Below are 26,035 nucleotides of genomic sequence, written 5' to 3' on the forward strand. Positions count from 1 at the left end.
TCCGGCATGTCTACCACTTCCCCCACCGACACCCAGTCGCAGCGCGCCCTGCAGGTCGCCCAGCGCGTCCACGCCATCGAACCCTTCCGCGTCATGGAAATGGTCAAAGCCGCCGGCGAGATGAAGCGCGGCGGCATCGACGTCATCAGCATGAGCGTCGGCGAACCCGATTTCACCGCCCCCGACATCGTCGCCCATGCGGCGATGGAAGCGATCAAGGGCGGCCTCACCCAGTACACCGACTCGCTCGGCCTGCGCGAACTGCGCGAGGCGATCTCCGGCCACTATGCCACCCATCACGGCCTGGACATCGACCCGCGCCGCATCGTGGTCACCGCCGGCGCCTCGGCCGGCCTGCTGCTGGCTTGCGCCGCCCTGGTCGCCGAGGGCGACCAGGTCCTGATGCCGGACCCCTGCTATCCCTGCAACCGCCACTTCGTTTCAGCCTTCGGCGGCCGGCCGGTGCTGGTGCCGGCGGACAGCGGCGACCGCTACCAGCTGAGCGCCGCCCACGTGGCCGCCAACTGGAACGCGCGCACGCGCGGCGTGCTGGTCGCCTCACCCTCGAACCCGACCGGCACCTCGATGACGCCCGAGCAGCTGCGCGACATGCTGGCCGCGGTGCGCGCACGCGGCGGCTTCGCCATCATCGACGAGATCTACCAGGGGCTGTCCTACGACCACAAGCCGGTCAGCGCCCTGGCGTTCGACCCGAGCGTCATCACCGTCAACAGCTTCTCGAAATACTTCAGCATGACCGGCTGGCGCCTCGGCTGGCTGGTGGTGCCCGACGCCCTGGTGCCGACCTTCGAAAAACTGGCGCAGAACCTGTTCATCTGTGCCCCGACCGTGGCCCAGCAGGCCGCGCTGGCCTGCTTCACACCCGAAGCGCTCGCCATCTACGAGGAGCGCCGGCGCGAATTCCAGCGCCGCCGCGATTTCCTGGTCCCGGCCCTGCGCGAACTCGGCTTCCAGGTGCCGGTCATGCCGGACGGCGCCTTCTACGTGTATGCGGACATGAGCGCCCTGCCGCATGCCGATGCCGGCGACAGCACCGCCTTTGCCTGGTCGGTGCTGCGCGACGCGCATGTGGCGATCGTGCCGGGGGACGATTTCGGGTTCGCCGCACCCGGCAGGCACGTGCGCTTCTCGTACGCGACGCGCCTGGAGCGCATCGAGGAAGCGGTGGGCCGCCTGGCGCGCATACTCGCCGCCTGAGCCGCGCGGGCTCGGGCCTGGCTCAGGCGCCGAGCATGCGCGCCTCGCCGACCAGCTCGAGCAGGACCTCGGGCGTGGCGGGCTTGACCAGGTAGCGGTCGAAACCGGCCTCGAATGCGCGCTCGCGGTCTTCGCCCTGGCCATAGCCGGACAGGGCGACCGCGAATGGCTTCCCTTCCCGCGATTGTTCGCGACGCAGGTGCTCCATGATTTTCAGGCCGTCCAGGCCCGGCAGGCCGATGTCGCAGATCAGGACGTCGTAGCGGCGCGCCCGCGCCGCTTCCAGGCCGGCGCGGCCGTCGTAGGCGACGGCGACTTCGTGGCCGGCCAGTTCCAGCAGTGCGCGCAGGGTATCGCAGGCGTCCACGTTGTCTTCGACCAGCAGGATGCGGCAGGCGCCTTCCGCGGCGCCCGGTCCAGGCGGCATCTCGGCTGCCTGCGCGCTCGCGCCGGACAGCGGCAGGCGCACCGTGAAGCTGCTGCCCTTGCCTTCGCCTGCGCTGTCGGCCGTCACGCTGCCGCCATGCATGCCGACCAGGTTGCGCACCACGTTCAGGCCGATGCCCAGCCCCCCCTCCGAGCGCGCCAGCGAGCGCGGCCCCTGGATGAACAGGTCGAACACCTGGGGCAGCATCTCGGGCGCGATGCCGGAACCGTTGTCGCTCACCGTCACCACGACTTCCTCGCCCGCGCGCCAAGCGCGCAGCGAGACGTGGCCGCCTTCGCCGGTGTACTTGGAAGCATTGCCGAGCAGGTTGGCGAACACCTGGGTCAGGCGGACCGGGTCGCCGTCGATGGTGAGCGATTCGTCGGGCAGCTCGACATCGAGGCGCTGGCCGCGTTCGCGGATGCGCGGCGCGACCGTTTCGACCGCCTGGTCGAGTGCCGCCGCCAGCGCCAGCGGGCGCACCGACAGGGTGATCTTGCCGCTGCTGATGCGCGCGGCGTCGAGCAGGTCGTCGAGCAGGCGCGCCATGTGGTCGACCTGGCGCCGCACCACCCCGGCGACGTGGGCCAACTGGGGCGACGATGGACCGGACGCGCCGACGCTGCCCAGCAGGCTGGCCGCCATGCTCAGCGGCGCCAGCGGATTGCGCAGCTCGTGCGCCAGCATGGCGAGGAATTCGGTCTGGCGGCGGTTGGTGGCCTCGGCCAGGTCGCGCAGGGACTGGGCGCTGACGGTGGCCATGACCAGGTGCTCGTTGGCTTCGCGCAGCTGCTCGACCTGGGCTTCGAGCCGGGTCTGCTCGCGCGCCAGCACGCGGGCGTGCGACAGCTCGGCTTCGAGGACGGCGATGCGCTGCTGCAGTTCCTGCTCGCGCAGCAGTCCGCCAAGGGAAGGCTTGTCTTCGCCCATCAGGGAACGTCGTACAAAGCCGGCATTGGATTCATCGGACGTTCCCATGATGGAGGTTTCATTCTTCGGCGCTCAAGCCGCCGATGCGCCCGTACAGGACACCGTTGACCTGGGCGGGAATCGGGTCGATCTCGATCCCGTCGTTGGTGATCCGGTATTCGCGCACATCATGGCTGTGGTCCGAGCCGCGCACCTTGACGACGGAGATGAAACGCTTCACGTGCCCGTCTTCTTCGGCGTAGCGCATGGCCACGACCGCGTCGGTCAGATAGGCCATGTCGGCGCGCGCGAAATTCATGTCGACCGAGCGGTCGTCCAGGCCCACCGTCACCAGCGTGGACACGCCGCGCTTGGCCAGGCTGCTCAGGATGCGGAATACGCCCTCGCGCAGGTCGCGCCGGCACTCGGGCGCCAGGTAGAGACTGAATTCGGAGAGCGAATCGATCACCACGCGGCGCGCGCCGGTGCGCTCGATCGCGGTCAGCAGATCGTCCTCGAATTCTTCCGCCGTCATGTCGATCTGGCGGCTTTCGACGATGCTGACCTCGCCGGACTGGATCATCGCGGCAAGCTCGGCGTTGCGCAGGCGCGCGGTGCCCTTCTCGAAGCACATGATGACGCCCTTCTCGCCGCGCTCGACGCCGGCGCGCAGGAACTTCGAGCCCATGATGGTCTTGCCGCAGCCGGTCGGGCCGATCGCCAGCAGCGAATGGCCCTGGGGCAGGCCGCCGTGCAGCATCTCGTCCAGGGCCGGCGTGCCCGTCGGGATGCGGCGCGGCTCGCGGTCCACCGGCACGCCGGGTTCGCGGTCCTCGGCCAGCGGCGGCAACAGGCGCGGATAGATGCGCAGGCCGTCGTCGGTGATGCGGAAGGTATGCGAGCCCGACATGTGCGCCTGGCCGCGCATCTTGACGATGCGAATCTTGCGCACCACCGCATTGCGGTCATGGGTCTGGCTGAGGGCGATCATGCCGTCGGCCACGGTGGCGATCGGGTTGGCCTCGACCTCGTTGGCCTGGTACTCGCCGATCAGGAAGGTGGTGGCCATCCAGCTGGTCATGCGGGTGCCGAGTTCCTGCACGAAGAACTGCAGGTCGCTCATGCCCTCGATGCCGCCCTTGCCGGTCTGGATCACCGAGCGGAAGGAGTCCACGAAGACCAGGCTCGGCGCGAAGTCCTCGACCTCCTGGGTGATGCGTTCGAGCACGCCGCTGAAGTCGCCGGCACGCAGGTCGGCGGCCAGGTTGACGTAGCGGATCGAGGTATTGACCTTGTCGGTATCGAAGAAGGAATACTGCTGCTGGTAGCGCAGCATCTTCAGGGGCGGCTCGCCCAGCACCGTGAAGAACAGCGCGCGGCGCTGCGGGTCGGCCAGCGCAAACATGATCTGGTGCGCGAGCGTGGTCTTGCCGCAGCCGGGCGCGCCGGTGATCAGGTTGAAGGAGAATTCGTTCAGTCCACCGCCCAAGAGAACATCGAGCCCCGGCACCCCAGTAGCCAATTTTCCCAAGCTTACTTTGTCGGTCATTTATTTTTGCTCCTCTGCATTCTTCTGCTGGCCTGGCGCCGGGTCCGCGGCGTCAGTGGCCGACGCCAGCAGGCGCTGCGTCAGTCTTTCCCCGATGAGTGTGGCAAGTAAGTGGGTGAAGGTCCGCAGCAAGGCTTCGTTGGCGGCGGCCGCGCGCTGCGCGTCGACCAGGGCCATGCGTTCCTCCAGCGAGGTAAAGAGCTGTTCCGGTGCGCGGCAAGTCTGCTGGGGAGCGAGCCAGGCATGCTCGGGGCCGATCACGTGGACCGCGCGGCCGAACAGGGCGCAGAACCCACTTTCCCCGATCAGCGGGCAGAGATGCTGAGCGATCCGCCGCCATGGCTGCAGCAAGGCCCTGCCCCCATCGGATGGATCCGGCGCATCCGGTCTATTCGTCATGTCTTCGTCGTTCAACAATGAATGCCGCTGGTGGTTGGGTGGAACGGTTGGGCTGGCGCGGTCGGGCGAGGTGGCAGGACCGCCTGCGCCCGCGGTGCAGCGCGCATTATAACTTGCCGGTTCGGCAAACTGAAAAAATCGCCTTCTATCTTCCGGAAACATTTTGCAATAGTGTCACATCGTCTTCCCCGCTAAGATAGTGTCGTCGAGCAATGTCGCTCATCATTCGCGGGAAAAACATGGAAAAGAAACTGGGTGCAGTCCTGTCGGCCGCCTGTGTCGTGCTGATGTGCACGATGGCGCCGGCCACGGCCGCCGCCAGCGCCGATGCGCGCTTCAAGACAATCTACACGAAAGAATGGAAGTGGCGCGTCACGGAACGGCTCGCCCGGGCCGAGGACGATCGTGGCGTCAGCCCGGCGTTCGCGCGCGTGGACGCCCAGGCGCAGGAACGGCGCCGCGCCTACTGGGAAGGCATCATGAAGGAACTCGACGCGATCAGGCCGGCCGACCTGTCGGCGGATGAGCGCATCAACTTCGCGGTCTACCGCGCCCAGATCGCCGCCCTGCTGGACGCCCAGCGCTTCCGCGAGTTCGAGCAGCCGGTCAATGCCGACAGCGCGTTCTGGACCAACGTCACCTTCGGGGCGCGCCGCCCCTTCAAGACGCTCGATGATTACCGCAACTACCTGAAGCAGCTGGCCGCCCTGCCCGACTATTTCGCCCAGGAGACGGCCAACATGCGCGCCGGACTGGCGCGCGGATTCACGCCGCCGCAGGTGAGCCTGCAAGGCCGCGACGTGGCGCTGGTGCCGATCGCCGAAGCCAGGACGCCGCAGGAAACCGTGTTCTACACCCCGTTCAAGAATTTCCCGAGCTCGGTGCCTGCTGCCGAGCAGGAAGCCTTGCGCGCGCAGGCGGCAAGCGTCATCCGCGAGCACGTGCAGCCGGCCTACGCCCAGGTGCTGGCCTTCTTCCGCAACGAATACCTGCCCAAGGCCCGCACCACGCTCGCCGCCGAGAGCATGCCGGGCGGCAAAGCCTATTACCAGTCGAAGATCGTCGAGTTCACCACCACGAACATGACGGCGGACCAGATCCACGAGATCGGGCTGGCCGAGATGGCGAAGATCCGCGCCGAGATGCACGACACCATGAAGAAAGTGGACTTCAAGGGGGACCTGCCGGCTTTCCTGGCATTCCTGCGCACCGACCCGCGCTTCTATGCGAAGACGCCGAAGGAACTCTTGATGCACGCGGCCTGGACCGCCAAGAAGTTCGACGCCAAGGCCGACCAGTATTTCGGCTACCTGCCGCGGCGCCGCTTCGCGATCCTGCCGGTGCCGGATGACCAGGCGCCGTTCTACACGGCCGGCCGGGGCGGCTCCGGCTCCTACTGGGTCAACACCTACAACCTGCCGGCGCGCGCGCTCTACAGCCTGCCGGCGCTGACGCTGCACGAATCGGCGCCGGGTCACGCCTTCCAGATGCCGATCGCGCAGGAGCAGAAAGGCGTGCCGAACTTCCGCCGCGCCTACATCTCCGCTTTCGGGGAAGGCTGGGCCCTGTACTCGGAACGCCTGGGCGTGGAGATGGGCATCTACGAGACCCCCTACGAGCACTTCGGCATGCTGAGCTACCAGGCCTGGCGCGCCTCGCGCCTGGTGGTCGACACCGGCATCCACGCCAAGGGCTGGACCCGCGAGCAGGCCCAGGCCTACCTGATGGAGAACACGGCCCTGGCCAAGCACGAAGTCGAGACCGAGGTGGACCGCTACATCTCCTGGCCGGGCCAGGCGCTGTCCTACTACCTGGGGCAGATGGCGATCCAGGAGGCGCGCGCGCGCGCCGAGAAGGCGCTGGGGCCGACATTCGACATCCGCAACTTCCACGATACCGTGCTGCAGCTGGGCTCGGTGCCGCTGCCGGTGCTGCAGCAGCGGATCGATGCCTTCATTGCGGAGGGGGGCAAGTCGCCGTATCCGAAGGAGAGCTGACACTCGGTTTCATTGACTTGGGTTCCGGCCTTTGCCGGAACGACGTGCTCCGGCCACTGGCCTCGAACCGTCGTTCCCGGCGCAGGCCGAAATGATGCCACCGGCATCATTTCGCCGAAGTTTGCCTGCTTACTCGAACAGCTTGAACTTGAGCTGGAACGACACCCCACCATACAAGCGATCCTTGTACGAGGGAATGATCCCCACGTTGAGCCCCATCCGCTGGTATTCATAAGTCAGCGTTGGAATCGCCGCCGGAAACCAGCCCCCGTCGCGCATGTTCGGATAGCCGTCGAAGGCCGCGACCGCCAGGCCCACGCGCACCGGCCCCAGCGCGTACGGCTGCCAGATCACGCCCGCATAGTTCGACCATCGGCGGTCGCTGTTGTAGAAGCGGCCGAGCGTGGCGGCGGTCGCCCCGTTGAAGCGGTATTCGGCGCCGAGTCCCTTGTTGGCGCCGTTCAGGTCCTTGTCGCTGTCGAAGTGGGCGGTGGCAAAGCCGGTGTCGAGCCAGAATTCGCTCCTCGGCGCCGTATCGATCTTCGTCAACAGCTCATCGGCCTGGGCCAGCGAAGCAGCCAGCGCCAGCAGCGGAAAGAGAAGAATGCGCATCAGTCGTCGGCCTTCGGATCGAGGTCGGGGAACATCACGTCGGTAAAGCCGAAGCGCGTAAAGTCGCGGATGCGCATCGGGTACAGGATGCCGTGCAGGTGGTCCACCTCGTGCTGCACCACGCGCGCATGAAAGCCCTCGGCATCGCGCACGATGCGCTGGCCGAACTGGTCGAACCCCTCGTAGTGCAGACGCGTGTAGCGCGGCACGCTGCCGCGCAGGCCGGGGACGGACAGGCAGCCTTCGAAACCCTCTTCCATCTCTTCGGACAAGGGGGTCAACACAGGATTGATCAGCACCGTCTCCGGCACCGGCGGCGCCTCCGGATAGCGCCCGTTCCTTGCGAAACCATAGATCACCACCTGCAGGTCGACGCCGATCTGCGGCGCGGCCAGGCCGGCGCCGTTGGCGGCGTGCATGGTCTCGAACATGTCCTTGACCAGCGCGTGCAGCGCGGGCGTGTCGAACTCGCGCACGGGCTGGGCCACGCGCAGCAGGCGCGCATCGCCCATGCGCAGGATCGGCCGCACGCTCACGGCAGCCTGCCCTGCTCGCACAGCGAGGCCAGATGCGCGCGGAAAGCCTCGGCGGTTTCCGGATGCTTCAGGCCGATCGCGGCGGTCGCTTCCAGGTAGCCGAGCTTGGAGCCGCAGTCGTAGCGCTGGCCGTCGTAGCGGTAGGCCAGCACGCGTTCGTCGCGCATCAGCGCGGCGATGCCGTCGGTCAGCTGGATTTCGCCGCCGGCGCCGGTACCGAGGTTCTCGAGGTAGTCGAAGATCGAACCCGACAGCACATAGCGGCCGACCACCGCCAGCGTGGACGGCGCCACGTCCGGCGCCGGCTTCTCGACGATGCCGGAGACCAGCTCCAGGTTCGGGCGGTAGCTCGATGCGCTGACGATGCCGTACTGGCGCGTGTTCTCGCGCGGCACGTCCTGCACCGCCAGGATGCTGGAACGCTCGTAGGCGTACAGGTCGGTCATCTGGGCCAGCACCGGTTTCTTCCCCGGGTCGGTGTCCATGAAGTCGTCGGCCAGCAGCACGGCGAAGGGCTCGTTGCCCACCACCGGGCGCGCGCACAGCACCGCATGGCCCAGGCCCAGCGGCGCCGACTGGCGGATGTAGATGCAGTTGACGTTCTTCGGGATCACCCCGCGCACCGTCTCGAGCAGGGCCTCCTTGCCGGCCGCTTCCAGCACCGATTCGAGCTCGTAGGCCTTGTCGAAATGGTCCTCGATCGCGCGCTTGTTGCGGCCGGTGATGAAGACCAGTTCGGTGATGCCCGCGGCCACCGCCTCTTCCACGGCGTACTGGATCAGCGGCTTGTCCACGATCGGCAGCATCTCCTTCGGCTGCGCCTTGGTGGCGGGAAGGAAGCGGCTGCCGAGGCCGGCGACGGGGAAGACTGCTTTGCGGATCAGGGTCATGTTCTTCTTCTCTCAGGAATTGAGCAGGGCGAGCAGGCCTGCTTCGTCAAGGATGGTAACGCCCAGTTCTTCGGCCTTGGCGAGCTTGCTGCCGGCCTCGGCCCCGGCCACCACATAGGAGGTCTTCTTCGACACCGAACCCGACACCTTGCCGCCGGCGGCCTCGATCAGGGCGCCGGCAGCCTCGCGGCTCATGGTCGGCAAGGTCCCGGTCAGCACGAAGGTCTTGCCCGCCAGGTGGCCCTCGGCCGCCGCTGCTTCCGGCAGTTGGGCCAGCAGTTCGGCGCGCAGCCGGGCCAGCGCGGCGAGCTGCTCGCGATGACCGGGCTGCGCCATCCACGCCTCCAGCGCATCGGCGACGCTTGCCGGCAGGCCGAATACGCCGAACACGTTCAGGTGCGCCAGCGACTCCAGGGTCTGGCCGGCGGCGAGCAATTGGCGCGCACGCGGCTCGGTCAGCTTCGGGATGCCGAGCGCCGCCAGCAGGTTCACTTCTTCCAGCTTCTCGCGCAGCTGCGCCCTGGGTGGATGCTCGCCCTGCGGCGCCACGCCGGCGCCCAGCAACGCGTCGATCTCGCGCTGGTTCTTTTCTTCCGCGAAGAATTCGGCGATGGCTTCGGCCACGGTGCCGCCGATGTCGGGCAGCACGCGCAGCAGCGCGCTTGGTGCCCGGCGCACCAGCTCGAAGCGTCCCAGCCAGTCGGCCAGGGTCTTGGCGGTCGATTCGCCCACGTGGCGGATGCCGAGCGCGAACAGCAGGCGCTCCAGGGGCGGATGCTTGCTGGCCGCGATCGCCGCGAGCAGGTTGTCGGCCCACTTGGTGGCGACCTTGCCCTGCTTGACGGTCTCCGGCGTGGTGCCGTCGCGCTCGTCCGCCAGGCGCTTCATCTTCAGCAAATCGTCGAGGGTCAGCTTGTACAGGTCGGCCACGCCGTGGATCAGGCTGCACTCGACCAGGCTGTCGATGTAACGGTCGCCCAGGCCTTCGATGTCCATCATGCGCCGGCCGGCGAAGTGCCGGATGGCTTCCTTGCGCTGGGCGGCGCAGGTCAGGCCGCCCGAGCAGCGCGCCACCGCCTCGCCTTCTTCGCGCACCACGTGCGAGCCGCATACCGGACAGGATTCCGGCAGCTTGTAGCGCGCCGGTTCCGGGCTCGGACGGCGCTCCAGCACCACGGACATCACTTCGGGAATGACGTCGCCGGCGCGGCGCACGATCACGGTGTCGCCCACGCGCACGTCCTTGCGCAGCACCTCGTCCTCGTTGTGCAAGGTGGCGTTGGTGACGGTCACGCCGCCCACCGAGACGGGCACGAGCCGGGCCACCGGCGTGATGGCGCCGGTACGGCCGACCTGCACGTCGATGGCCGAGACGACGGTCAGCGCCTCCTCGGCCGGGAACTTGTGGGCCAGCGCGAAGCGCGGCGCGCGCGACACGAAGCCGAGCTGGACCTGGTCGGCCACGCGGTCGACCTTGTACACCACGCCGTCGATCTCGTAAGGCAGGGCGGCGCGGCGTTCGCCGATGCTGCGGTAGTAGCCGAGCAGGCCTGCGCAGCCGGTGACCACCGCGCGTTCTTTCGAGACCGGCAGGCCGAGGCGGTCGAACCAGTCGAGCACCGCCGAATGCGATTCAGGCAGACCGGCACCCTCAAGGCGGCCGATGCCGTAGGCGAAGAAGCGCAGCTTCCTCTGCGCCGTGATGCGCGCGTCCAGCTGGCGCAGGCTGCCGGCGGCCGCGTTGCGCGGGTTGGCGAATTCCTTCTGGCCCGCCTCGCGCTGGCGCCCGTTGAGGCGGTTGAAGTCCTCCTTGAACATCAGCACTTCGCCGCGCACTTCCAGCACGGCAGGGACGTCGTCGCCGTGCAGGCGCAGCGGAATCACCCTGACGGTGCGGATGTTGGCGGTGACGTCCTCGCCGGTGTAGCCGTCGCCACGGGTGGCGGCCTGCACGAACACGCCGTGTTCGTAGCGCAGGCTGATCGCCAGGCCGTCGAACTTCAGTTCGGCCGAGTACACGACCTGATGGGTGTCCAGGCCGTCGCGCACGCGGCGGTCGAAATTCTCGACGTCCTCGTCCATGAAGCCGTTGTTCAGCGAGAGCATCGGCACCGAGTGCGTCACCTGCTTGAACTCGGGAATGGGCGCTGCGCCCACGCGCGACGTCGGCGAGTCGTTGCTCACCGCCTGCGGGTGCGCGCTTTCCAGGTCTTGCAGTTCCTTGAACAGGCGGTCGTACTCGGCGTCCGGGATGGTCGGCGCGTCGAGCACGTGGTAGTTGTAGATGTGGCGGTTGAGCTCCTTGACCAGCCACGCCATGCGGTCGAGGATGTCCTGAGGGACCGTCATGCGGACCTCAGACGAACAGGCGCAGTGCGCGGGTGGAGCCGGCCGGGATGTCGGAGGCTTCCATCTCCTGGTAGAACTCGGCGACCTGGCCCTTGATCTCTTCCAGCGCGGGGTCGGGCAGCGGCTGCTCGAAGTCGTCGACGATGGTGGCGTCCAGGCGCTGGGTCAGCTCCTTGGCGCACTTGACCATGGCGCCGAAGCCGTCGCGGCCCGGCGCCACGCAGGGCACGTCCAGCAGCAGGGTCAGGCGGTTGGTGGTGTCGGCGCCCAGGGTGACGTTGGTCGACAGCGTGAACAGCACGCCGCCCTGCCCGTCCGGCATCGCGAAACGGCCGTCCGGGCGCACGTCGAAGCCCTGGTTTTCCAGCGCCCCGATGAGGGTCGAGATCGCCCATGGGGCGCCGTTGGCGGCCAGGTTGACGCCCAGCTGGGCGTCGTGGCCGGCCACGAAGCGGTGCAGGGTGCGCGCTTCGCTCATCACCTCGATCATGTCCGGCACTTCCGGTTCGGCGCCGATTTCATCAGCCACGGCGCGCAGACGGGTGACGAGTTCCGAGTACTCGATCTCGTTCAGGGCCGTGGTGCGGGTGGCCATCTGCACGCCCGCCTGCAGCTTGGTGTAGACGCCGCCGTGCACGATCGGCTCCCAGTCGCCGCTGACGGCGAAGCCGACGAAGTGGATCGGCTTGTTGCCGACGCGGCGCAGCTTCGAGAGCGCCGGCAGGATCTTGTCGCCGCGCAGGGCGCCTTCGAAGTTCAGCGGGATGATGCAGTCGATCAGCGGGTCGACCAGGCTGTCGGCCAGTTCCGCCGGGGGCGTGCCCTCGGGGATCGGCATGGCCGGGGCCAGCGCTGCCACCGTGGTCGGGGTGCGCGGGCCGCTCGCCGGCGTGGGCGCTGCGGGAGCGGCGGCCGCGGTCACGGGGGCCGCAGCGTCCAGCTTCGGCTCGGCCGGCGCGACGTCCAGCGGCGCCACCGGCGTATCGGCGCCGAGGTCGAGCATTGGTTCCTGGCGTTCCACGGCGGCGCCCTCGAGCGGGCTTTCGCCGCTGCGCATGAGCACATCGTCGTGATCCGACGCGAAAGCGCGCTCGACGCTCTTGCGGGCCTTGTACTCCTGCCACTTGTTATACGAGATGACGCCGGCGACGAACACGCCGCCTGCCGCGATCAGGGTCATTTGGAAATCAGTCATGCTGCTTGTGCCTCAGTAGCGAAATTCGCGGCGGACTCCATGTCCACCGCCACGATGCGCGATACGCCCTGCTCCTGCATCGTCACACCGATCAGTTGAGTGGCCATCTCCATCGCGATCTTGTTGTGCGAGATGAAGAGGAATTGGGTATGGTCCGACATGCGCTTCACCATGCGGCAGAAGCGCTCGGTATTGGCGTCGTCCAGCGGCGCGTCGACCTCGTCGAGCAGGCAGAACGGCGCCGGGTTCAGGCGGAACATCGAGAACACCAGCGCGGTGGCGGTGAGCGCCTTTTCGCCGCCCGACAGCAGGTGGATGGTGGCGTTCTTCTTGCCGGGCGGCTGGGCCATCACCTGCACGCCCGAATCCAGGATCTCGTCGCCGGTCATCACCAGCTTGGCCTGCCCGCCGCCGAACAGGATCGGGAACAGTTCCGAGAAGTGGTTGTTGACGCGATCGAAGGTGTCCTGCAGCAGCTCGCGGGTCTCGCGGTCGATGCGACCGATCGCGTCTTCCAGCGTATTGATCGCCTCTTGCAGGTCGTTGTTCTGCGAGTCGAGGTAGCGCTTGCGCTCGGTGGCCTGGGCCAGCTCGTCCACCGCCGCCAGGTTCACCGCGCCCAGCGCGCTGATGGCATTGGTCAGGCGCGTGACCTCGCCCTGCAGGTATTGCGGCTTCATGTCCGGGAGGAGTTTTTCCGCCAGTTCCGATTCGACCGCGCCGGTGGCGGCCAGCGCCTCGGCGAACTGCTCCTGGTTCAGGCGCGCGGCCTGCTCCTTGAGCTGCATCTCGGTGATGCGGTCGCGCTGCGGCTGCAGGCTGCGCTCGTTCCCCATGCGCATTTCCTCGAGCTGGCGCAGCTGCTGGGTGATCTGGTCGAGTTCATGGCGAGCGTCGGCCAGCGCGCGCTCCTCGGTGGCGCGCCGGTCCAGCAGTTCCTGCAGGCCCTCGTGGGCGGTGCCGGCTTCCAGCGCTTCCAGCTCCAGCCGGCCGGCGCCCAGGCTGGCGGTCACCTGGTCGGCCTGGCTGGTGGCGGTGGCGATGCTGCGGCGCAGTTCCTCGATCTTGCTGCGCTGCGAGCGCTCGGCGAACTGGGCCTCCTGGGCGCCGCGCTCGAGGTCGCGCAGCTTCTGGCGCGCATCGGAAAGTAGCTGCTCCTGTTCCATGAAAGCGGTCTGGCCGTCCTCGTGGCTGCCCTGCAGTTCGGCCAGCTCCATGTCGAGCTGCTCGAATTCCTGCTCGGCTTCAGCCGCGGCCTGGCGCTGCTCGGCCTCCTGGGCCGCTATCTCCGACAAGTCGGCGGCGATCTGGCCGCTCCTCTGGTTGAAGCGCGCCTCGATCTCGCTCTGCTTCAGGACCTCGATCTGCAGCGCGTGCACTTCGCGCTGCAGCGTGCCCGAGCGCTGGCGGGCGTCCTGCAGGCGCCGGGCCAGCTCGCTCACCGCCGCATCGGCGCGGGTGGCGCGGGTCTTCGCTTCGTCGAGCAGCAGGGCCTGGGCGCGCAGTTGCCTGGTGATGTTCTCGATCTCGTGCTGGCGCGCCAGCATGCCGTCCTGCTCCGCATCCGGCGCATGGAAGCGCACCGAGGATACGGTGACCAGGTGGCCCTGGGGCGTCGCGAAACAGCCGCCCGGCGGCAGGCTCGCGCGCTGGGCAAAGGCCTCGGCGGCGTCCTGGGCCACGTAGACCCCGTGCAGCCAGTCGTTCAGCACGCCGCGCAGGCCCGGGTCGTTCAGGCGCAGCAGGCTTGCCAGGGGTTTCAGCCCGGGCGCGACTGCAGGCAGCGGCGCGCCCGGCGCCAACGAATACAGGGCCAGGCGGGCCGGCGGCGCGTCGCCGAAGAAGGCCTTGGCCCAGTCCAGGTTCGACACCTCCAGCGCGCCGGAACGCTCGCGCAGCACGGCTTCCAGCGCGGTCTCCCAGCCTTCCTCGATATCGAGCTTTTGCCACAGGCGCGGCAGCTTGGCGAGTTCGTGCTTTTCCAGCCAGGGCTGGACCTTGCCCTGGGTCTGGACCCGATCCTGCAGCTGGCGCAGCGCGGCGAGGCGCGCTTCCAGCTGGGCGCTGGCGGCGGACTCCTGCGTGACCTGCGCATGGGCATCCTTGCGTTCCTGCTCCACCGCTTCCTGGCGCGCGCTGGCTTCGTCCAGCAGCATGGTCTGCTCTTCCAGCGCCAGCTGCCGTTCTTCCAGTTGCAGGCGCAGGTTGTCGAGGGTGGCGCTGTCCGGCAGGTTCAGGCCGTTGCGCTCCTGCTGCAGGCGTTCGCGCCGGGCGGCCAGGCTGGAGAGGATGCTGGCGGCATTGCGCTGGTGGGCGCTGGCCAGCTCGATGCGCTGCTGTACCTGCATGATGCGCGCGCGCGATTCGTTCGAGCGCTCCTGCGCCTGGCGCCAGGCCGCTTCCAGTTCCGGCACCCGTTCGCCATGCGCTTCGAGCGCGATCTGGGCGCCTTCGGCGCGCGCGCCCAGTTCCTCCAGCGTGATCTCGGCCTCGACCAACTGTTCCTCGTATTCCTGGCGCTGGGCCAGCCAGCCATCGCGCTGGGCGGCGAGGGTGCCGAGCTGGTTCTGCAGGCGGGTGCGCGACTCGACCACGAACTTGATCTGCGCTTCCAGGCTGCCGATCTGGGAATTGGTCTGGTACAGGGCGCCCTGCGCCGTGTGCAGGCCGTCGCCGATCGAAAAATGCGCCTGGCGCATGTTTTCCAGCTCGAGTTCGACGTTGCGCAGCTTGGCGGTCTGGGCTTCGAGGGCGGTCTGCGCCTCTTCCACCTCGCGGAAGTAGCGCGCCTGCTCGGCCTTGGCCTCGTTCTTGCGCAGCAGCCAGAGCAGCTTCTGCTTTTCTTCCTGGTCGCTCTGGAGCTGGTGGAAGCGGTTGGCCACCGCCGCCTGGGCTTCGAGCTTTTCCAGGTTGGCGTTCAGTTCGCGCAGGATGTCCTCGACCCGCAGCAGGTTCTCGCGCGTGTCCGACAGCCGGTTCTCGGTCTCGCGCCGGCGCTCCTTGTATTTCGACACCCCGGCCGCCTCTTCGAGGAAGACCCGCAGCTCTTCCGGGCGCGACTCGATGATGCGCGAAATCATGCCCTGGCCGATGATGGCGTAGGCGCGCGGCCCCAGGCCGGTGCCGAGGAAGATGTCCTGGATGTCGCGCCGGCGCACCGGCTGGCCGTTGATGTAATAGGTGGAGGTGCCGTCGCGCGTGAGGGTGCGCTTGACCGCGATTTCGGCGTACTGGCCCCACTGCCCCGCCGCCTTGCCCATGCTGTTGTCGAACACCAGCTCGACCGAGGCGCGCCCCGACGGCTTGCGGTGGGTGGAACCGTTGAAGATCACGTCCTGCATCGACTCGCCGCGCAGCTCGGAGGCCTTGGATTCGCCCAGCACCCAGCGCACGGCATCGATGATGTTCGACTTGCCGCAGCCGTTCGGGCCGACCACGCCGACGAGCTGGCCGGGCACCTGGAAATTGGTGGGATCGACGAAAGACTTGAATCCCGACAATTTGATGGATGAAAGGCGCACGTTGCTTCGGCTGGGTTGGAGAGTCGTCGAAGACCCAATCATACCATCTGTTGATTGCTTTTCGGCCAAGAAGAAGTCTTGCGAACCCGGCAATTCCGTAGCGGGTGCCGGAGCGGAATCAGCCGCCCCGGGCGGCCGATGCCGGTTCGCGTGCCGGATCGTTCATGGCGCCCTGCCCGACCGCCTCGCCAAGCACGCGCCCGACCACGCCCTCGGCGGCCAGCACGCGGATGCTGCCGGCACGGAAAGCATCGGCCAGGCGCTCGGCCGGCAGCGAGAATGCCTCCTGGCGGTTGGCGCCGGAAAAGATGAAGAGCGTACGCAGCGGGCTGACCCAGGCCAGGCGCAGCTTGCGCACACCGCGCGGGCCGCTGAATTCGACCCGCATGCCGCGCTCCAGGCCGGCCAGCGCGGCGCCCGCGGCGTCCGGCGGCGCCTCCTGTTCGGCGGCCTCGGCCTGCTCCCGGGCGATGCGCAGCAAGGCGTCCTGCTGGGCCGCTTCCACGGCCAGCTCCAGCTGGCGCTGCGGCGACAGCTCGATCGGGGCGCGCACGATGGCGGCATGGCACTCGGCCAGGGCGGCAAAGAACTGCAGGCGCTCGGCATCCTGCCACTTGACGGCATCGAGCCACTTGTTGAGGGTGGTGAGCAGGGCCGGCAGGCGCTTGATGAGCGCCTGGCGCTGCTCCTGGGTCGCCTTGGGCTTGACGCTCCAGATCAGGTCGTCCATGGCGCGGGTGGCGTTGTCCACCGCGCCCGGCTTCTCGTCCTCGATGGTATAGGCCAGCGCCAGGACCGGGGTCCAGCGCTGCTCGAGGAAGGTGCCGACCAGCGCCAGCACCGCTTCGCCGGCCAGGCGCAGGGACACCGCCTTTTTTGCCGAACGGGCGGCGGCCGCCTGTTTCTCCTGGCGGGTCGCCTGGGCGATCGGGCCGGCAATCGCGGCCTCGTCCAGTTGTTCGCGCTCGGCGATGCTGGCTTCCAGGTCGGCCACCGCGGTGGCGAACGCTTCCGGCTGCGTTTCGCGGCGCAGCTTGTCGACCCCGCGCCGCATGGCGCGGTAGACCGGATCGTCCGGGCCGGCCGGCCGCTCCCAGCCTGCATTCGACAGCAGGTCGAGCATGCGCCGCGCCGGGTGCGCGTCTTCGAAGAAGAAGCTGCGGTCCTTCAGTGCGGCCTTCAGCACCGGCACCTGCAGGAAGGCGATCAGTTCGCGCGTCTCCTGCGGGATCGACTCGTCGAGCAGGACGGTCTCGAAGATGCGCGACAGCAGGTCGAGCGTGGTCTCGTCACCGCGAGACAGGCTGCCGCGCGGCAGGCTTTGCTTGAGGCGCGGCAGGTAGAACAGCTCGTGCGGGGCCGCTGCCGCGCCCTGGAAAGCGGCGCCGGGCACGCCACCGGACAGTTTTTCCAGCACGTCGATCAGCGGCGCGGGGAAGGACGCCGCCGCTGCCGCCGGCCCGGCCATCTGGGCCTCGGTCTGTGCCGCCACGCTCCGGCGGCCGTCCGCCGGCACGGCGGCGGCGAAGCCGGATGCCGCACTCGGGCGCCAGCCGCCGCTGCCCTGGGGCAGGTTGGGGATCAGGGGGATGTCGAGCTCGGCGCTGGCAGCAGCCTCGGCCGCGCCGAACAACTGGCGCAGTTGCTGCGACACCGCGGCGTCGCGGCGCGCCCGCGCGGCCCTGGCGGCGGCGCTACCGTCGGTCTTGGCGAAGCGTTCGTCACGGGCGCGCGCCGGCTTGAGCTTGTCGCCCACGGCCTCGAGGATGGGCTTGAAGTCGAACACGATCCCGGGGCGCAGCAGCGGCACGATCAGCCCATGCGCCGCGGCGTCGGGCTCGAACTCGCACCAGGCCTCCTGCAAGGCGCGCAGGAAGACTTCGGGACGGAAAGGGTTGTGGCTGGCACGCACCAGCTCGCGCCCCAGCAGCAGTCCGAGGCGCACGCCCAGGCCGGCCAGGCTCTCCGAATGCTGGATGTCGAAGGGACGGCTGATGGCGGCGAAGGCCAATTGGCTGTCCATCTCCTCGAGGGGCACCAGGCTCAGGGTCAGGGGCGCGGGGCTGGCGGCCTTGCCTGCCGGCGCCAGCAAGGCCGCTTCCCTGCGCAGGGCCGCTTCGATGCCGGTCGAGGCCAGATGCACGAAAGCGTAGGCATTGTCCTGAAGCAGATTGCCGGAGCGGATGCGGCGCGCTGCCGCCTGCGCGTCATTGCCGGCGGTGGTCATGTCCAGCAACACGGCCGTCATGCGCCCGACCATGTCCGCCAGGCCATCGGCGGCCAGCCCGGCCGCGACGGCGACGAGCGCGTGCAGCGTCGCCTGCTGCGCGCTGGCTGCCTTGCGGACGGCGGGTGTCTGGGCGGTATTCACGGCCTGGATGCTTGAACGGGGGATCGATTATCCCATTGTGCCACACTATTTCCATATGGCAATAGAAAAACACGCGGATGCGCTTGACGCAGGCGCACCCGCGCGCTGCGGCGCGCCACGGTCGCGAAAAAATAATGCCTTGAGATCGTCGGTGGCTGTCCTACACTGGTTCACGCCCCGGTCCGATACCGATTCAACAGTTCGAATCGCATGATGGGTCGACCGGAAATGCTGCGGTAACGATCCACAGCTCGGCATGCAGGACACTTTCCCACATTGAAAGGAAATGATCATGGCCCAAGGTAAATCGAAGCAAGGCGGCAGCTCGCAGCAACACGCCGAGGCAGGCCGCCAGGGCGGCAACAAGCAGTCGGGCTCCGGTTCGGGCTCGCGCTCGGGGGGCAGCGGCGGCACCCGCGGCGGCACTCCGGAACAGCACGCCGAAGCCGGCCGTCAAAGCCACAAGAACGACAAGAAGCGCTGATCGCGCGGCAGGCCCGGCCTGCCCACGACAGGCATTGTCGCCAGCCCGTCGCAGTCGCGATGGGCTTTTCTTTTTTTAAGACGTCAAATATTGCGCAGCATGCCGCCCTTCGGCGGCCGGAAGTCGCGGATATCGTTGACCAGTCCGGCGGCCTTGGCGTCGCGCGAATTCAGGTGCAGGTCGGAGTACTGGTGGATGGCCCATTGCTCCGGCGTCAGTTCAATGCACTTGCGCAGGATCGACTCGGTGCGGGCGTCGTCGGCGCGCAGGCCTTCGACGATGATGTTCAGCGCGTCCGGGCGCGAACCGGGCGAGGCCGTCGCGTGCGACTTGTGCACCATGAAGCGCGCCGTCTCGCTGCAGTAGCGCTCGCTGCCCGACAGATAGAGGATGACCGCGATCGAGGCCACCGCCCCGCCGTTGTACATCACGAACTTGATCGGCGAATTCGCCAGGAAGTTGTACAGGCACAGGCCATCGCTGACATAGCCGCCGTTCGACTGCACCAGCACATGGGCCGTCTCGATGCCATCCTCGGTCATCATCGATGCCGCTTCGAACACCCGGTGCACCATGTCGCTGTTGACGTCGCCCGACAGCGTGAACCAGGCCTCCTTGACCTTCTGTGCTTTGTCTTCGCTCATAGTTTTTCCCACTGCAAAGTGTGTAAGACAAGTGTAGCAAAACACGCCCGCAGGCCCGCTCACGGCATCCGCCAATAGTGCGCGGCAATTCTTCTTGGCAAGCGCCAATCCCCCTGCGGGAGCCCCCTCCTCGGTTGACACCAAACCAAGGCTGGCATATCCTCCACAGTCTTGACCGGGAGAGCGCAGCGACACTGCCGCCGAAGGGGCACTACCCACAAACTCTCAGGCAAAAGGACTGGTCAGGGAGCGGCAGCGCAAGGCGCGGCCGGCTCACACTCTGGAGAGCGGCTCCGCCAACACGGGGCCCACCGAAGGGGCAGGCGGCGCATGCCGCTATCTCTCAGGTACCAAGGACAGAGGGGATACAGGCACCCGCATGGGTGCGCGCCCCCTATTTACTGCCCGAGGATTCCATGACGCTCAAAGCGACCCCGCTCAATTCCGCACACCGCTCCCTCGGAGCCAAGATGGTCGATTTCGGCGGCTGGGACATGCCGGTCAACTACGGTTCCCAGATCGAAGAGCACAACGCCGTCCGCCTTGATGCCGGCATGTTCGACGTCTCGCACATGTGCGTCGTGGACCTGAAAGGCGCGAACGTGCGCGCCTTCCTGCGCGGCCTGCTGGCCAACAACGTCGACAAGCTGCAAGTTCCCGGCAAGGCGCTCTACTCCTGCATGCTGAACCTTGAGGGCGGCGTGATCGATGACCTGATCGTCTATTACTTCAGCGAAGACTGGTTCCGCCTGGTGGTCAACGCCGGCACCGCCGAGAAGGACGTGGCCTGGATCTCGCAACAGAACGAGGCCACCGGCTCCGGCGTGACTGTCACCCAGCGTCGCGACCGCAGCGAAGAAAATCGCGATCCGATCGCCCTGGTCGCCGTGCAGGGCCCGAACGCGCGCGCCAAGGTCTGGCAGGTGCTGCCCGAGACCCAGGCCGCATCCGAGGCCCTGAAACCCTTCAACGTCGTGATCGTCCCCGATACCGCGTTCGGCGAAGCGATGGTGGCGCGCACCGGCTACACCGGCGAGGACGGCTTCGAGATCGGCGTTCCGGCCTCGCAGGTGGAAGCCCTGTGGAATGCCCTGAAGGACGCGGGCGTCAAGCCGGCCGGCCTGGGCGCGCGCGACACCCTGCGCCTGGAAGCCGGCATGAACCTGTACGGCCAGGACATGGACGAGAACATCAACCCGCTGGACGCCGGCCTGGGCTGGACCATCGACCTGGTGTCGGAACGCGACTTCATCGGCAAGGCCGCCCTGCAGGCCAAGGGCCAGCAGGCCAACTTCGTCGGCCTGATCCTGCGCGAGAAAGGCGGCATCCTGCGCGCCCACCAGAAGGTCGTCGCCGCCTCGGGCAACAGCGGCGAAATCACCAGCGGCACCTTCAGCCCGAGCATGCAGCAGGCGATCGCGCTGGCGCGCGTGCCGCTCGACGTTGCCGTGGGCGACACCGTGCACGTGGAAATCCGCGACAAGAAACTGGCTGCCAGCGTGGTGAAACTGCCGTTCGTGCGTAACGGCAAAGTTCTCGCTGCTTGACCCAAAAAAACCAACAACAAGCTTTATACTACCGCCTCACCCTCTACTGGAGCCTTACATGAACATCCCAACCGACCTGAAATACACCGAGTCCCACGAGTGGGTGCGCCGCGAGGCCGACGGCACCCTGACCGTCGGCATCACCGAATACGCGCAGGACGCGCTGGGCGACATCGTGTTCGTCGAACTGCCGCAGGTCGGCAAGGCATTCACCGCCGGCGACGACGCCGCGGTGGTCGAGTCGGTCAAGGCCGCCAGCGACATCTACGCTCCGGTCTCGGGCACCGTCACCGCCGTCAACCAGTCGGTCGCCGACGCTCCGGACTCGATCAACCAGGACGCCTTCGGCGCCTGGCTGTTCAAGCTGGCGCCTACGGACGCCGGCGCGGTCGACAAGCTGCTCGACGCCGACGCCTACGGCAAGACCACTGGCGCTTGATGTTTTTCGTAGGGTGGGCGGCTCCGCCGCCCGCGCGTTCAACTCACGGACGATTTGTGGCAACGCATTCTCTGGGTAAACGTTCGGGCGGAAGACCCGCCCACCCTACAACTGCCACACCCTTGCAGCAGCCTTAGCAGCCCCCATCTTCGATACCCCGGCGCTACCCGCGCCAGCTCCTTCTCTTGGCCATTACCATGACCCGCTCCAGCCTCACCCAACTCGAAGCGCGCGATTCCTTCATCCCGCGCCATATCGGCCCGTCCGAATCCGAACAGGCAGCCATGCTGTCGACCCTGGGCTACGCCTCGCGCGCCGCCCTGATCGACGCCGTCGTGCCCGCGAACATCCGCCGCAAGGACACGATGGACCTGGGCCAGTTCGTCGAACCGCGCAGCGAAGAACAGGCGCTCGACACCCTGCGTGCGCTGGCTTCGAAGAACAAGGTTATGAAGTCGATGATCGGCCAGGGCTACTACGGCACCCACACCCCGAAAGTCATCCTGCGCAACATCTTCGAGAACCCGGCCTGGTACACCGCCTACACCCCGTACCAGCCGGAAATCTCGCAGGGCCGCCTGGAAGCGATCCTGAACTTCCAGCAGATGATCACGGACCTCACCGGCATGGGCATCGCCAACTCGTCGATGCTGGACGAAGGCACCGCCGCCGCCGAAGCCATGACCCTGCTGCAGCGCGTCGGCAAGTCCAGTTCGAAGGTCTTCTACGTGGCCGACGACGTGCTGCCGCAGACCCTGGAAGTGGTGCGCACCCGCGCCGAGCCGATCGGCGTCGAAGTGCGCGTCGTCAGCGCGAGCGAGATCGAGACCCTGAACGAGACCTGCTTCGGCGTGCTGCTGCAGTACCCGGGCGTGAACGGCGAAGTGCGCGACTACCGCGCCGCCGTAGAACACCTGCATGCCGCCGGCGCCATGGTCGTGGTCGCCGCCGACCTGCTGGCCCTGACGATGCTGGAAGCGCCGGGCACCTGGGGCGCCGACGTGGTCGTCGGCAATAGCCAGCGCTTCGGCGTGCCGCTCGGTTTCGGCGGCCCGCACGCCGGCTACCTGGCCACCCGCGACGAATACAAGCGTTCCATGGCCGGCCGCCTGGTCGGCGTGACCGTGGACGCACAGGGCAACCAGGCCTACCGCCTGGCGCTGCAGACCCGCGAACAGCACATCCGCCGCGAAAAGGCGACCTCGAACATCTGCACCGCCCAGGTGCTGCTGGCCGTGATGGCCGGCATGTACGCTGTCTACCACGGCCCGCAGGGCCTGAAGAAAATCGCCACCCGCGTGCACCGCCAGACCGCGATCCTGGCCGCCGGCCTGAAGCAGCTCGGCGCCGAGGTGCTCAACACGACCTACTTCGACACCCTGACCGTCAAGGGCGATGCGTCCGCACTGCACGCCGCGGCCGAAGCGGCCGGCATCAACCTGCGCCGCATCGACGACGGCCACGTCGGCATCTCGCTGGACGAAACCACCACCCGCGAGGACCTGGCGGCACTGTTCGCGATCTTCGCAGGCGGTGAAGAAGCGGGCAAATCGGTCGACATCGACGCGCTGGATGCGGATATCCAGGACGCCTTCCCGGCCGCACTGGCCCGTAGCACCGACTACCTGACCCACCCGACCTTCCACCGCTACCACGCCGAGCACGAGATGCTGCGCTACCTGCGCTCGCTGGCGGACAAGGACCTGGCGCTGGACCGCACCATGATCCCGCTGGGTTCCTGCACCATGAAGCTGAACGCGACCTCGGAGATGATCCCGGTCACCTGGCCGGAATTCTCGAACATCCACCCGTTCGCGCCAAACGACCAGACCGTCGGCTACCGCGAGATGATCGCCCAGCTGGAAGCCATGCTGTGCGCCGCCACCGGCTACGCCGCGATCTCGCTGCAGCCGAACGCCGGCTCGCAGGGCGAGTACGCGGGCCTGCTGGTGATCCAGAAGTACCACCAGTCGCGCGGCGAAGGCCACCGCAACATCTGCCTGATCCCGTCCTCGGCGCACGGCACCAACCCGGCATCGGCCAGCATGGTCGGCATGAAGGTCGTGGTCACCGCCTGCGACGAGAACGGCAACGTGGACCTGGCCGACCTGAAGGCCAAGGCCGAGCAGTACAGCAAGGACCTGGCCTGCGTCATGGTCACCTACCCGTCGACCCACGGCGTGTTCGAGGAAGGCATTCGCGAACTGTGCGAGATCGTGCACCAGCACGGCGGCCAGGTGTATGTCGACGGCGCCAACATGAACGCGATGGTCGGCGTGGCCGCGCCGGGCGCCTTCGGCGGCGACGTCAGCCACCTGAACCTGCACAAGACCTTCTGCATCCCGCACGGCGGCGGCGGCCCGGGCGTCGGCCCGATCGGCGTCGGCGCCCACCTGGCACCGTTCCTGCCGAACCAGCTGTCGACCGGCTACGTCCGCAACGAAGCGGGCATCGGCGCGGTCAGCGCGGCGGCCTACGGCTCGGCCTCGATCCTGCCGATCTCGTGGATGTACATCGCGATGATGGGCGCCTCGGGCCTGACCGCCGCGACCGAGGTGGCGATCCTGAACGCCAACTACATCGCGCGCCGCCTGGCGCCGCACTACCCGGTGCTGTACACCGGCCACGACGGCCTGGTCGCGCACGAGTGCATCATCGACCTGCGCCCGCTGCAGGACAAGACCGGCATCTCGAACGAGGACGTGGCCAAGCGCCTGATGGACTTCGGCTTCCACGCCCCGACCATGAGCTTCCCGGTGCCGGGCACGCTCATGATCGAGCCGACCGAGTCGGAATCGAAGGCCGAGCTGGACCGCTTCATCGAAGCGATGATCACCATCCACGCCGAGATCGTGAAGGTCGAGCGCGGCGAGTACGACAAGATGGACAACCCGCTCAAGGGCGCTCCGCACACCGCCGAGGTGGTGACCGCCGACGAGTGGGCCCACACCTACTCGCGCGAAGTGGCGGCCTTCCCGGTGGCCTCGCTGCGCAAGAAGAAGTACTGGCCACCGGTCGGCCGCGCGGACAACGTCTACGGCGACCGTAACCTGTTCTGCGGCTGCGCGCCGATCAGCGACTACGAGTAAGAAAATCTGGAACTTCCAGAGTTTGCATGGCGGCCTTGCGGCCGCCATTTTTTATGGGCCTCGACCGGGTCCAGGGCCGGGCCGGCGGCCCAGCTCAAGGGGATCAGCGCCGAGGCCGCGCGAAGTGTCCACGACTCGACTTCAGCGCCTCTCCTGCGTGCAGTCCACGTCCCGATGCTCAGCCGGGCGCGCTGCGGCGTGCCATCATGTAGAGCATGCCAATCCACGCCACGGCATACCCCACCAGGTCACGATTGCGGATCTCCCTGAAGTCGGCGTAGAACAGTCCGGTCGAACCAATATATGCCGCTGCGGTCAAGCCTGCGCACGCCGCGATGGCGATCCATTTGCCGTTTGTGCGTTTCATCCCGCCGGTCGTGGCATTCACGCTGCTGTTATTGGCATCGCCGACGAGGCGGCTGCCGATGCCGGGCCGGTAGGCCAGGTCTCCTCGCCACAACCAGAGCGGCTCGAGCTTCGGCTTGAGCGCCGCAGCCATCCAGCCGCTGTAGGCCAGCAGCAGTGAGCCGTTCATGAACAGCTCCTGCGGACCCGAGAATAGCTGGCGCGGGGTACCAACGATGAACGTATTGAGCCAGAAGATATTGATCGAGGCTGGAAACTGGAGGATGAGTGCCAACAACGGATAGCGGTTAAGACACAGCATCGCGCCGGTCACGATTTCCAGGTACTTGATGAATTGGTATAGGTAGATATTTGCGTTGGCCTGGACCCACTCGCCGCCGACGCCTGGAATTTCGGGGACAAAGCCGGTAACCGCGTAGCGGATGCCGGAGAACAGAAGGTTGGCGCCAAAGTACAGCCGGAGCCAGTGAACGATAAAAAACCACGGTGATTGCTCGGACATGTCTGATCCTCGGTTGGAACTGCGATATTCCGGGTGCGCTCCACACCCGGTCCTGCGTTGCGAACTGGAATGAATCGGGCCCGGATGCGCTCGGAACGGTTCAGAAGCGTCAAGCCAGGCCTGCCGTCATGGTCTCGACCGACCTGCCGACGCGCGGGCGCGGGCTTTGGAAGGCCGGACGGCGCGCGGCACCATCCGGCAGAAAATGGATGGTCGCAGCCATCGGCATCGGCCTGCGGCTGACGTCGCAGGCGTGGCCAATCCCGTCGTGTTACGGGTCGCTGTCGGCCAGGCCGCTGGTATGTAGATCGTGGGTCAGGCGCACAGTGCCGCGCTCGGTCACCGGAATCGCCAGGGGGAACAGGCTGAAGCAGGGAGATATCGGACCGGCCCGGCAGGTGGCGCCGAAGGCGGTTTCGGAATTCGACCCGGCCGCCAGCAGGGTTCCGGGATCCAGGGTTCGGCAGCGTGCCAGCTGGATCCCGGTCACGCAGTGGATCTTGAGGCTGCCACTGGCGACTGGCGCATGCGCTCCGCCCGGCTCCTGGGCCAGGGCCAGGGTGGATGCGCACAGTGCAGTTATGCCAGCTACTGACTTCTTCATACTGTCTCCATTCTTGTCATATCCGGCACGGGCGCAGCGGTGGCGCAATGCCAACGGTCACCTGCGTTGCCGGTTGTCGCGGACAATCTGCGTCGTCTCGGGTTGCGACTGGCGGGTGAAACGAATAACGGTGAAGCGGATGGTCAGGGCTGGCGTTCAGCCAGGGGAGGTGCGGGGAAGCTTGTTGTGGTGCATGGGTTGGTCTCCCTGTATTTATTTAACTAACTCAGGCTTTAGAAGTTATGTTCTAGATATTTCCATATCCTCGTGTCATCGTGCAACTTAAAACGATGCATGGCTGCTATGCGTTTTTTGCACCGGTCGGACGATCCCGGCCATACACCGCATCAGGCCACGTAGCGAGGGGCATCGCGATCCTCGAGCATG

Annotated in this window: 19 protein-coding genes and 2 riboswitches; of the genes, 6 read left to right on the forward strand and 13 right to left on the reverse strand. The window is 67.2% G+C overall.

Annotation, left to right across the window (positions count from 1 at the left end; translation table 11 throughout):
* Window positions 1-6 precede the first annotated feature (6 nt).
* The gene (locus ACK4S9_RS02175; protein ID WP_409720840.1) at window positions 7-1,218 is read left to right on the forward strand and encodes a pyridoxal phosphate-dependent aminotransferase; all 1,212 of its coding nucleotides are present in this window, start codon (window positions 7-9) and stop codon (window positions 1,216-1,218) included.
* A 22-nt stretch (window positions 1,219-1,240) separates the two neighbouring features.
* Here ACK4S9_RS02175 and ACK4S9_RS02180 read toward each other — a convergent pair whose 3' ends face one another.
* The 3 genes from ACK4S9_RS02180 to ACK4S9_RS02190 are packed head-to-tail and all read right to left on the reverse strand — an operon-like array spanning window position 1,241 to window position 4,517.
* Entirely contained in the window at window positions 1,241-2,623 is a 1,383-nt protein-coding gene (locus ACK4S9_RS02180; protein ID WP_409720842.1) for an ATP-binding protein, read from the reverse strand.
* A 10-nt stretch (window positions 2,624-2,633) separates the two neighbouring features.
* Entirely contained in the window at window positions 2,634-4,103 is a 1,470-nt protein-coding gene (locus tag ACK4S9_RS02185; RefSeq protein ID WP_409720844.1) for an RAD55 family ATPase, read from the reverse strand.
* The gene (locus tag ACK4S9_RS02190) at window positions 4,104-4,517 is read right to left on the reverse strand and encodes a hypothetical protein (RefSeq protein ID WP_409720846.1); all 414 of its coding nucleotides are present in this window, start codon (window positions 4,515-4,517) and stop codon (window positions 4,104-4,106) included.
* A 224-nt stretch (window positions 4,518-4,741) separates the two neighbouring features.
* Here ACK4S9_RS02190 and ACK4S9_RS02195 point away from each other — a divergent pair, with 224 nt between their 5' ends.
* The gene (locus tag ACK4S9_RS02195) at window positions 4,742-6,499 is read left to right on the forward strand and encodes a DUF885 domain-containing protein (protein ID WP_409720848.1); all 1,758 of its coding nucleotides are present in this window, start codon (window positions 4,742-4,744) and stop codon (window positions 6,497-6,499) included.
* A 129-nt stretch (window positions 6,500-6,628) separates the two neighbouring features.
* Here the strand turns inward: ACK4S9_RS02195 and ACK4S9_RS02200 are convergent, their stop codons facing one another.
* The 7 genes from ACK4S9_RS02200 to ACK4S9_RS02230 all read right to left on the reverse strand — a co-directional run bounded on the left by ACK4S9_RS02200 (window position 6,629) and on the right by ACK4S9_RS02230 (window position 17,973).
* Window positions 6,629-7,111 carry a hypothetical protein gene (locus ACK4S9_RS02200; RefSeq protein ID WP_409720850.1) on the reverse strand — a complete coding sequence of 161 codons (483 nt, stop codon included), beginning with the start codon at window positions 7,109-7,111 and terminating at the stop codon, window positions 6,629-6,631.
* Window positions 7,111-7,647, reverse strand: a complete 537-nt coding sequence (gene def / locus ACK4S9_RS02205; RefSeq protein ID WP_409720852.1) for a peptide deformylase — start codon at window positions 7,645-7,647, stop codon at window positions 7,111-7,113. Before def ends, ACK4S9_RS02200 begins: the two co-directional genes overlap by 1 nt.
* On the reverse strand, window positions 7,644-8,537 hold the full coding sequence (gene galU, locus ACK4S9_RS02210; RefSeq protein ID WP_409720855.1) for a UTP--glucose-1-phosphate uridylyltransferase GalU: 894 nt from the start codon (window positions 8,535-8,537) through the stop codon (window positions 7,644-7,646). The genes def and galU overlap by 4 nt, the downstream gene beginning before the upstream one ends.
* Window positions 8,538-8,549: 12 nt before the next feature.
* Window positions 8,550-10,886 carry an NAD-dependent DNA ligase LigA gene (gene ligA / locus ACK4S9_RS02215; RefSeq protein WP_409720857.1) on the reverse strand — a complete coding sequence of 779 codons (2,337 nt, stop codon included), beginning with the start codon at window positions 10,884-10,886 and terminating at the stop codon, window positions 8,550-8,552.
* Between the two features lie 7 nt (window positions 10,887-10,893).
* On the reverse strand, window positions 10,894-12,081 hold the full coding sequence (locus ACK4S9_RS02220; protein ID WP_409720859.1) for a cell division protein ZipA C-terminal FtsZ-binding domain-containing protein: 1,188 nt from the start codon (window positions 12,079-12,081) through the stop codon (window positions 10,894-10,896).
* On the reverse strand, window positions 12,078-15,602 hold the full coding sequence (gene smc, locus ACK4S9_RS02225; RefSeq protein ID WP_409720861.1) for a chromosome segregation protein SMC: 3,525 nt from the start codon (window positions 15,600-15,602) through the stop codon (window positions 12,078-12,080). The genes ACK4S9_RS02220 and smc overlap by 4 nt, the downstream gene beginning before the upstream one ends.
* Before the next feature lie 118 nt (window positions 15,603-15,720).
* Complete coding sequence (locus ACK4S9_RS02230; protein ID WP_409720863.1) at window positions 15,721-17,973, reverse strand: DUF1631 family protein; 2,253 nt, start codon at window positions 17,971-17,973, stop codon at window positions 15,721-15,723.
* Between the two features lie 292 nt (window positions 17,974-18,265).
* Here ACK4S9_RS02230 and ACK4S9_RS02235 point away from each other — a divergent pair, with 292 nt between their 5' ends.
* Window positions 18,266-18,457 (forward strand): hypothetical protein, encoded by a 192-nt coding sequence (locus tag ACK4S9_RS02235; RefSeq protein WP_036245977.1) that lies wholly within the window; start codon window positions 18,266-18,268, stop codon window positions 18,455-18,457.
* An 83-nt stretch (window positions 18,458-18,540) separates the two neighbouring features.
* On the opposite strand, the gene ACK4S9_RS02240 is transcribed toward ACK4S9_RS02235, so the two are convergent.
* A complete protein-coding gene (locus ACK4S9_RS02240; RefSeq protein WP_409720865.1) occupies window positions 18,541-19,101 on the reverse strand; it encodes an ATP-dependent Clp protease proteolytic subunit in 561 nt (186 codons plus the stop codon).
* Between the two features lie 166 nt (window positions 19,102-19,267).
* Window positions 19,268-19,352: riboswitch (glycine riboswitch) on the forward strand.
* Window positions 19,353-19,371: 19 nt separating this feature from the next.
* A riboswitch (glycine riboswitch) is annotated at window positions 19,372-19,471 on the forward strand.
* A 46-nt stretch (window positions 19,472-19,517) separates the two neighbouring features.
* On the opposite strand from ACK4S9_RS02240, the gene gcvT reads away from it, so the two are divergent.
* The 3 genes from gcvT (at window position 19,518) to gcvP (ending at window position 24,176) form a co-directional block, all read left to right on the forward strand.
* Window positions 19,518-20,648 (forward strand): glycine cleavage system aminomethyltransferase GcvT, encoded by a 1,131-nt coding sequence (gene gcvT, locus ACK4S9_RS02245; RefSeq protein ID WP_409720867.1) that lies wholly within the window; start codon window positions 19,518-19,520, stop codon window positions 20,646-20,648.
* Window positions 20,649-20,706: 58 nt separating this feature from the next.
* The gene (gene gcvH / locus ACK4S9_RS02250) at window positions 20,707-21,087 is read left to right on the forward strand and encodes a glycine cleavage system protein GcvH (protein WP_409720869.1); all 381 of its coding nucleotides are present in this window, start codon (window positions 20,707-20,709) and stop codon (window positions 21,085-21,087) included.
* 197 nt (window positions 21,088-21,284) lie between these two features.
* Window positions 21,285-24,176 carry an aminomethyl-transferring glycine dehydrogenase gene (gene gcvP / locus ACK4S9_RS02255; protein WP_409720871.1) on the forward strand — a complete coding sequence of 964 codons (2,892 nt, stop codon included), beginning with the start codon at window positions 21,285-21,287 and terminating at the stop codon, window positions 24,174-24,176.
* Window positions 24,177-24,354: 178 nt separating this feature from the next.
* On the opposite strand, the gene ACK4S9_RS02260 is transcribed toward gcvP, so the two are convergent.
* A complete protein-coding gene (locus tag ACK4S9_RS02260; RefSeq protein ID WP_409720873.1) occupies window positions 24,355-25,044 on the reverse strand; it encodes a hypothetical protein in 690 nt (229 codons plus the stop codon).
* Between the two features lie 271 nt (window positions 25,045-25,315).
* Window positions 25,316-25,648: a hypothetical protein gene (locus tag ACK4S9_RS02265; RefSeq protein ID WP_409720875.1), complete on the reverse strand. Its 333-nt coding sequence runs from the start codon at window positions 25,646-25,648 to the stop codon at window positions 25,316-25,318.
* Window positions 25,649-26,035 lie beyond the last annotated feature (387 nt).

Source organism: Massilia sp. (genome assembly GCF_046293535.1).
Lineage (GTDB): Bacteria > Pseudomonadota > Gammaproteobacteria > Burkholderiales > Burkholderiaceae_D > Telluria.